The 7,731-nt window shown below is 69.1% G+C and carries 9 protein-coding genes; 8 read left to right on the top strand and 1 reads right to left on the bottom strand.

The window, feature by feature from the left end; translation table 11 throughout:
• On the bottom strand, positions 1-194 hold a 194-nt coding region (locus ACILQS_RS14375), incomplete at its 3' end, for an aldo/keto reductase (protein ID WP_395640815.1).
• Positions 195-927: 733 nt separating this feature from the next.
• Between ACILQS_RS14375 and ACILQS_RS14370 the strand changes: the two genes are divergently transcribed.
• The 8 genes from ACILQS_RS14370 to ACILQS_RS14335 all read left to right on the top strand — a co-directional run bounded on the left by ACILQS_RS14370 (position 928) and on the right by ACILQS_RS14335 (position 7,665).
• Positions 928-1,338, top strand: coding sequence for a VOC family protein (locus ACILQS_RS14370; RefSeq protein WP_395640814.1), 411 nt, complete (start codon positions 928-930; stop codon positions 1,336-1,338).
• Complete coding sequence (locus tag ACILQS_RS14365) at positions 1,338-1,979, top strand: winged helix-turn-helix transcriptional regulator (RefSeq protein ID WP_395640813.1); 642 nt, start codon at positions 1,338-1,340, stop codon at positions 1,977-1,979. Before ACILQS_RS14370 ends, ACILQS_RS14365 begins: the two co-directional genes overlap by 1 nt.
• Before the next feature lie 74 nt (positions 1,980-2,053).
• The gene (gene msrB / locus ACILQS_RS14360; RefSeq protein WP_395640812.1) at positions 2,054-2,512 is read left to right on the top strand and encodes a peptide-methionine (R)-S-oxide reductase MsrB; all 459 of its coding nucleotides are present in this window, start codon (positions 2,054-2,056) and stop codon (positions 2,510-2,512) included.
• Between the two features lie 2 nt (positions 2,513-2,514).
• The gene (gene msrA, locus ACILQS_RS14355; protein ID WP_395640811.1) at positions 2,515-3,039 is read left to right on the top strand and encodes a peptide-methionine (S)-S-oxide reductase MsrA; all 525 of its coding nucleotides are present in this window, start codon (positions 2,515-2,517) and stop codon (positions 3,037-3,039) included.
• 62 nt (positions 3,040-3,101) lie between these two features.
• Positions 3,102-3,539 (top strand): SRPBCC family protein, encoded by a 438-nt coding sequence (locus ACILQS_RS14350; RefSeq protein ID WP_395640810.1) that lies wholly within the window; start codon positions 3,102-3,104, stop codon positions 3,537-3,539.
• 294 nt (positions 3,540-3,833) lie between these two features.
• The gene (locus ACILQS_RS14345) at positions 3,834-5,510 is read left to right on the top strand and encodes an aminotransferase class V-fold PLP-dependent enzyme (protein ID WP_395640809.1); all 1,677 of its coding nucleotides are present in this window, start codon (positions 3,834-3,836) and stop codon (positions 5,508-5,510) included.
• 161 nt (positions 5,511-5,671) lie between these two features.
• The gene (locus ACILQS_RS14340; RefSeq protein ID WP_395640808.1) at positions 5,672-6,619 is read left to right on the top strand and encodes a ribokinase; all 948 of its coding nucleotides are present in this window, start codon (positions 5,672-5,674) and stop codon (positions 6,617-6,619) included.
• The gene (locus ACILQS_RS14335; RefSeq protein ID WP_395640807.1) at positions 6,616-7,665 is read left to right on the top strand and encodes a LacI family DNA-binding transcriptional regulator; all 1,050 of its coding nucleotides are present in this window, start codon (positions 6,616-6,618) and stop codon (positions 7,663-7,665) included. Before ACILQS_RS14340 ends, ACILQS_RS14335 begins: the two co-directional genes overlap by 4 nt.
• Positions 7,666-7,731 lie beyond the last annotated feature (66 nt).

Below are 7,731 nucleotides of genomic sequence, written 5' to 3'. Positions count from 1 at the left end.
AGCGCGCGCCTGACAAGCTCTTCGTTGACGTAGGGACCGTAGATCTCGGCGGTGTCGATCAGCGTCACACCCAGGTCGATCGCCCGTCGGATGGAATCGATCGACGCGTTGGGGTCGCCGTCGGAGGTGAGCATGCTCATGCATCCGAGTCCGATGCGACCGACATCGAGAGTGCCGAGACGAGTGTGCCTCATGCCTCACATTGTGGCTTAGTCCATCATCCACGTCGGCCCGTCGGTGACCATGATCGCGCGACCGAACCCGTTCATCGTCGCCTTCCGCCATTGCAACGCGGCATCTTTCAAGCATCGGTTCGAGCATTCGATCGCGACGAGCTTTATAGGTCACGGGCGCTATGGCAAGCTCCGGGATGTTAAGGACGATCTCTGCCAGCGGTCTGATCCGGGCCCGATAGTCCGTTGCAGGCTATTGCTGCTCGAGTGATGTCCGATTCGTCGGCGCGTGCGGCGAGACCTAAAGCGGTGATCGCCGTTCCTGCGGGTATCCTGAGTTCCTTCACCGTGAACTCCACCTGCCTGTTGATATGCAGGCCGGTCTGTGGGAGCCCAATGAGAGCCTGCGCAATTAGTTCAGCTGATGCAAAAGCGGGCATTGTAGGCAATCGGGTCCAGGCGGCGAGTCGGTGGCCATCTGTGAATGCGACCATGTCGCCGACCGTTCCGAGTCGGGTGAGGTCAACGATCACCGGCCATTAGTACGAGCGTCATCGCGCCTTCCGCCCATTTGACGACTGTATCGATTCGGAACGCGCGGGAAAACTCAACTGCGCCACCCGGTCCATGCGGCAGCCCTTCTCGATCGGTGATCCTCACGGCTTCCTGGTCCGGAGAGCGAGCGCGTTGCGAGCGAGCGTCAGATCTATTCCGCCCGCTTGACGCACGACTTGTTTTAAGCAAGTATCACGGCATGACGCAGATCTTCATCACCCTGCCGGTCGCCGACCTCGACCGCTCCACGGCGTACTACGCGGCGATCGGGCTCACCCTCAACCCGGCGATGAGCGACCACAACTCCGCCTGCTTCGTCATCGAGCAGGATCACAGCGCGTTCATGCTCGTCACCCGCGACTTCTTCCAGACGATGACCGACCTCCCGATCGGCGACCCGGCGAAGGCCCCCACGGGCGCGACGTCGATCTACCTCGACACCCGCAACGAAGTGGATGCCCGCGCCACCGCCGCTCTCGCGGCCGGCGGCACCGAGCCGAGCCCGGCATCCGATTACGGCTTCATGTACCAGCGCGGCCTCACCGACCCCGACGGCAACCACCTCGAGTTCGGCTGGTTCGACCCTGCCGCCGCGACCCAGAACGCGTAGTGGCCGCCCGCGACTACGGCGAATACGGCGGCGTCACCCGCGCGCTGGAGCTCGTCGGCGAACGCTGGGCGATGCTCATCGTGCGCGAGCTGCTCGTCGGCCCGCGTCGGTACGGTGAGCTCGCCGCGGGGCTGCCGCGCATCCCGACCAACATCCTCGCCGCCCGGCTCAAGGAGCTTCAGGCCGCCGGTGTCATCCGCCGGGCGCCGCGCTCGCGGATCATCATCTACGAACTCACCGCGTACGGCCGCGAACTCGAGCCCGTGGTGCTCGCCCTCGGCGCCTGGGGGTTCAAGGCGCTCGACGATCCCCGCGACGAGCAGGTGATCACCGCCGGGTCGATGGCGATGGATCTGCGCAGCGCCTTCCGCCCGCAGATCGCGGCGACCCTCCCGGCCACCGCCTACGCGGCCACCCTCGGCGGCGACGGGCTGCTCATCCGCGTCGACGGCGCACAGCTCGAGGTGAGCCGCGGCGACGGGGAGGCCGATCTCGCCTTCGCGACCGGCGCCGGCATCCATCGGCTCATCTCCGGCGAACTCAGCGCCGAGCGTGCGATCGCGTCCGGAATCGTCGACGTCCGGCACGGTCCGAGCGCTCTGCTGGAGCGGTTCGCGAGCACCTTCCACCTCGCGGCCTGACCCGGGAACTTTCCCAGCGCGCCATTGTTGTATCCCCTGAGAGCCGCAGCCAGCGGCTCGACCGGAGGAGCACGATGAGCACCACCACGTACACCAAGGACCCCGCGGCGGTCGCCGCACTCACCCCGAACCAGTTCGCCGTCACGCAGAAGGATGCGACCGAGCCGGCCTTCCGCAATGAGTTCTGGGACAACCACGACGACGGCATCTACGTCGATGTCGTCTCGGGCGAGCCGCTGTTCTCGTCGACCGACAAGTTCGACAGCGGTTCCGGCTGGCCGAGCTTCACGCGTCCGCTCGAGAAGGCCCACGTCGTCGAGAAGCAGGACCGCTCGTTCTGGATGACCCGCACCGAGGTGCGCTCGGCGAACGGCGACAGCCACCTCGGCCACCTGTTCCCCGACGGCCCCGTCGAGGATGGCGGCCTGCGCTACTGCATCAACTCCGCCGCGCTGCGGTTCGTGCCGGTCGACCGGCTCGAGGCCGAGGGCTACGGCGACTACGTCAAGCTGTTCACGTCGAAGGAGAACTGACCATGGCCACTGAGACCGCGATCCTCGCCGGTGGATGTTTCTGGGGAGCGCAGCAGCTGCTGCGCCGACGCGACGGAGTGATCTCCACGCGCGTGGGCTACTCCGGCGGTGACACCCCGAACGCCACCTATCGCAACCATGGCGACCACGCCGAGGCCGTCGAGATCGAGTTCGATCCCGACGTGATCTCGTACCGCGACATCCTGGAGTTCTTCTTCCAGATCCACGACCCGTCGACCCGCGACCGCCAGGGCAACGACATCGGGCGCAGCTACCGCTCGGCGATCTACTACGAGAACGACGAGCAGAAGCGCGTCGCCCTCGACACCATCGCGGATGTCGACGCCTCCGGTCTCTGGCCGGGCAAGGTCGTCACCGAGGTCGAGCCGGCCGGCGAGTTCTGGCAGGCCGAGGAGGAGCACCAGGACTACCTGGAGAAGTACCCCAACGGGTACACCTGCCACTTCGTGCGGCCCAACTGGAAGCTGCCGCATCGCGAGGACGCCAGCGCGGGGCAGCCCGCGTAGCACGCGCGGGCCCGCAAACGTAGCCCTGTGCTCCGCGACGGACATGCCCCTACGGTCGGGGCATGTCCGTCAACGTGCGCACCATGAACTGCCGTCCCGAGGATGTCTTCGCCGTGCTCGCCGACGGCTGGGTGTTTCCCACCTGGGTGGTCGGGGCATCCCGGATGCGTTCGGTCGACGACGCGTGGCCGGCCGTGGGCAGCGTGCTGCACCATTCGTTCGGGGTCTGGCCCGCCGTCATCGACGACACGACCACCGTGCTCGAGTGGGACCCGCCGCGACGGATGGTCATCCAGCCGTCGGGCTGGCCGGTCGGCGAAGCCCGGGTGACCGTCGAGGCGAAGCCGCGCGGCGACGGCTGCGTCGTGCGCATCGCCGAGACCGCAGTGAAGGGCCCGGGGTCGTGGATCCCCGGCCCCCTCCTCGACATCCCGCTGCATTGGCGCAACGTCGAGACCCTGCGCCGGCTCGCGTTCATCGCCGAGGGTCGCTCCGACTAAAGGCCTGTCGAGATCGTGCTGGTCGCGCTAAACTCGAGGGCGCGAGGGGCCTTAGCCCCGAGAAGTTAGCCCGGCAGTCTGCCCGAGATCTCGGTACGACGAGCCGGGCTTGCGCCTTTAAGGGCGGTCGAGTTCGACGACTCCCGTGACGATCCCATCGACCTTCGACGGCCAACGACCACCTGCCTGGTAGCACCACGCCACAGCATCCGGAATCCAGAGCATCGGCTGCTCGCGGCGGTCCCGATGGGTGTACCCGCCACTCTCATGACCCCGGCCTCGCCATAATGGGGCATGGCGCTCGCCGGGACCCCTCTGCTGCACCGCATCCGGGCGTCGGTGATCGGCGACGACCAGGTCATGCCCGGCCCGTTCGGCCCGCGCCGCATGACCTACGCCGACTACACGGCGAGCGGGCGCTCCCTGACCTTCATCGAGGACTTCATCCGCGACGAAGTGCTGCCGCGCTACGCGAACACCCACACCGAATCGTCGGGCACGGGACTGCAGACGACGCGACTGCGTGAGGATGCCCGCGCCGCCATCCATCGCAGCGTGCACGGCACCGACGACACCGTCGTCATCTTCGCCGGCAGCGGGTCGACGGCCGCGATCGACAAGCTCGTCGGCATCCTGGGGCTGCGCATCCCGGCGGATCTCGACGCGCGCTACGGGCTGCGGAACGCGATCCCCGCGGAGGAGCGGCCGGTCGTCTTCCTCGGCCCGTTCGAACATCACAGCAACGAGCTGCCGTGGCGGGAGTCGATCGCCGACGTCGTGACGATCCCCGAGGATGCCGACGGCCACGTCGATCTGGAGGCGCTCGAGGCGGCACTGCGCGAGTACGAGGCACGCCCGCTGAAGATCGGCAGCTTCAGCGCTGCGAGCAACGTCACCGGCATCATCACCGACACCGCCCGCGTCACCGAGCTGCTGCACGCCCACGGGGCCCTCGCCTGCTGGGACTTCGCGGCGGCCGCGCCGTACGTCGACATCGACGTGGCGCAGGGGTTCGACGCGGTGTTCCTCTCGCCGCACAAGTTCATCGGCGGGCCGGGCACCCCGGGAGTACTGATCGCGCACCGCCGCATCCTCACCAACTCGGTGCCCGACGTCGTCGGCGGGGGAACCGTCGCCTACGTGAACCAGCTCGAGCACCGCTACCTCGCCGACCCCGCCCACCGCGAGGAGGCGGGGACCCCGGCCATCATCGAGTCGATCCGGGCGGGTCTCGTGTTCGGGCTCAAGGACGCCGTCGGCGTCGACACGATCCGCGCGGTCGAAGACGACTTCCTGCAGCGGGCGATGGCGGCGTGGCGGGCGCACCCGAACATCCAGGTGCTCGGCAACCCCGACGCCGAGCGGCTGTCGATCATCTCGTTCACCGTGAGGCGGCCCGGCGGCAAGTACCTGCACCACAACGCGGTCGTCGCCATCCTCAACGATCTGTTCGGCATCCAGGCGCGCGGCGGATGCTCCTGCGCCGGCCCGTACGGACACCGGTTGCTCGGCATCGACGTCGAGCAGTCGCACGAGTACGAGCGCGAGATCGCCCGCGGGTGCGAAGGCATCAAGCCCGGCTGGGTGCGCGTCAACTTCAACTACTTCATCAGCGACACCGTGTTCCGCTACATCGTGGATGCCGTGGAGCTCGTCGCGTCGGAGGGCTGGAAGCTCGTGCCGCAGTACCGGTTCTCGCTCGCGACCGGGCTGTGGCGGCACGAGGACGGACCCGTCGAACCGCCGCTGCGGCTCACCGACGTGACCTACGGCGCCGACGGCCGGATGACCTACCCGCGGCACGCCGACACCGCGCCGGAGTCGGAGCTCGCGGGCTACCTCGATGAGGCCCGCGCGCTCTTCGCGGCGCTGCCCGACGCCGAGAGCCACGAGCAGGCGAGCGATCTGCTGCTCGGCGAAGACGTCGAGCGCCTGCGCTGGTTCGACCTGCCGGCGGCCTCCCTGCGCTGACGCCGACGCGCCTGCGCGACGGGTTTCAGCGTCGTTGCGGGCGTTTTCGGGCGCGCAGTTGTCTACGAACCGTAGATGTGCGAACCTCCCATCTACTCGCGTAGACGACGCGCGTAGATCGACGACACACCCGCCCTCGGGCGCATGCGAAGGAGCATCGGATGGAGCCGCACGTGAACAGCGCGACCCCTCGTGTCGCAGTTCTCGGGGGCATCAACCACGACACCTTCCTGCGCGTCTCGGCGCTTCCCCAGCCCGGTGAGACCGTGATCGGCACGGGGTTGCTGCGCGCCCTCGGCGGCAAGGCGGCCAACCAGGCGATCGCCGTCGCGCGGTCCGGAGTCGGTGCCGTGCTCCTTGGTGCCGTCGGAGACGACGCCGACGGCGCGCGGCTCGTCGACTCGCTCGCGGCCGCGTCGGTGGATGTCGGCGACCTCCTCCGGCTCGAGCACGTGCCGACCGGGCGCGCCATGATCCTCGTCGACGACGCCGGCCAGAACGTCATCGTCGTGACCCCCGCCGCGAACGGCCAGCTCACGGCGGCGCACGTCGCCGGCTTCGACGCCACCATCGCGAGCGCCACGGTGCTCGTCGTGCAGGGTGAGATCACGGCCGCGACGACGATCGCCGCGGTGCTCGCCGCCGAACGGCACGGCGTGCGCACGATCGTGAACCTCGCGCCCTACGGCGACCTCGGTGCCGCCCTGCCGCTCGCCGACCCGCTCGTGCTCAACGAGATCGAGGCGTCGCAACTGCTCGGACGTGCCGTCGAGGGCCCCGGGTCGACCGCTGTCGTCGCTGAGCTCTCGCGGGTCGCGCGGTCGGCGGTCGTCACGCTCGGGGCCGACGGCGCGCTCGTCGTCGACCAGACCGGAACCGTGCGCCATCACCCCGCTCCCGCTGCCGCCACCGTCGTCGACACGACCGGAGCCGGCGATGCGTTCGTCGGCGTGCTCGCCGCGGCCATCGCCTGCGGGCTGAGCCTGGACGTCGCCGTTGCGCGAGCGGTCCAAGCGGCGACCGCGAGCATCGGCGTGCTCGGGGCTGGGGAGTACTACCCCGACTTCGACCTCGGACTCACCGACCGACGGGAGGCGATCGCCGGATGAGCACCATCAAGCGGGCGACCCGGGACGACGTCGCACGGCTCGCCAAGACCTCGACGGCCGTCGTGAGCTACGTCATCAACGACGGCCCGCGGCACGTGTCGGAGGAACGCCGCCAGCGCGTGCTCGACGCGATGGCCGCCCTCGACTACTACCCGAACGCGCTCGCTCAGAAGCTCGGGGCCGCCGAGACGCGCACCCTCGGGATGATCGTTCCCAACATCTCCAACGCCTACTTCTCCGAACTCGCACTCGCCGTCGAAGACGAGGCGGTCACCCGCGGTCGGCTGCTCTTCCTCGGCAACGCGAACGAGGACAGCGATCGCGAGGGCGCGTATCTGGAGAGCTTCATCCGCCAGCGGGTGGACGGCATCCTCGTCATCGGCGTCGCCCAGTCGGTCACGATCGAGCGCGCGCGCCGCGCCGGAATCGCCGTCGTCGTCGTCGACCGCGACCTCGCGCAGGACGACGTCGTCACCGTCAGCATCGACCACCGCGACGCCGCCCGCAGTGCGACCCGCCACCTGCTCGAGCACGGCCATCGCCGCATCGCGTGCGTGACCGGCCCCGAGGACCAGGCCGTCGCGACCGAGCGACTGCACGGCTGGGCGGACGCCCTCCGCGGGGCCGGGCTCGACCCTGCCGACCAGCCGGTGGCGCACACGCCCTTCTCGGTGACCGGCGGCCGAAGTGCCTACCTCCGGCTCGCGGACCGCCTCGGGCCCGGCGGAGCCACCGCCGTCTTCATCGGAAGCGATGACCAGGCGCGGGGGGTGATCGCGGCCGCGCACGACGCCGGGGTCGAAGTGCCCGAGGCGATCGCCCTGGTGAGCGTCGACGGTACGCGCGAAGGCGCCCAAGGCAGCCCGACGCTGACCGCCGTGCGGCAGCCGTATCGCGAGATCGCCCTCACCGCGCTCAACGCCCTCCTCGACCCCGACGTCGTGCCCGGCCACGTGTACGTCGACTCGCACCTCAGCATCGGCCGCTCGTGCGGATGCCACCCGACCCGCGACGCCGCCACCGGCGTCGCGCCCGACGAACTCTGAAGAAGGGAAAGACAGTGGAGTACATCTCCGATTTCGAGAGGCAGTTCGGCATCTCGCAGGAGCCCT

The organism is Pseudolysinimonas sp. (genome assembly GCF_044239695.1).
Classification (GTDB): Bacteria; Actinomycetota; Actinomycetes; order Actinomycetales; family Microbacteriaceae; genus Pseudolysinimonas_A.
This window is presented reverse-complemented; position numbering and strand designations above follow the sequence as displayed.

Bases quoted from the DNA above. Each gene is read 5' to 3' on its own strand.
- ACILQS_RS14370 (WP_395640814.1), top strand. From the start codon at position 928: ATGACGCAGATCTTCATCACCCTGCCGGTCGCCGACCTCGACCGCTCC.
- msrA (WP_395640811.1), top strand. From the start codon at position 2,515: ATGGCCACTGAGACCGCGATCCTCGCCGGTGGATGTTTCTGGGGAGCG.
- ACILQS_RS14345 (WP_395640809.1), top strand. From the start codon at position 3,834: ATGGCGCTCGCCGGGACCCCTCTGCTGCACCGCATCCGGGCGTCGGTG.
- ACILQS_RS14335 (WP_395640807.1), top strand. From the start codon at position 6,616: ATGAGCACCATCAAGCGGGCGACCCGGGACGACGTCGCACGGCTCGCC.
- ACILQS_RS14350 (WP_395640810.1), top strand. From the start codon at position 3,102: ATGTCCGTCAACGTGCGCACCATGAACTGCCGTCCCGAGGATGTCTTC.
- msrB (WP_395640812.1), top strand. From the start codon at position 2,054: ATGAGCACCACCACGTACACCAAGGACCCCGCGGCGGTCGCCGCACTC.
- ACILQS_RS14340 (WP_395640808.1), top strand. From the start codon at position 5,672: ATGGAGCCGCACGTGAACAGCGCGACCCCTCGTGTCGCAGTTCTCGGG.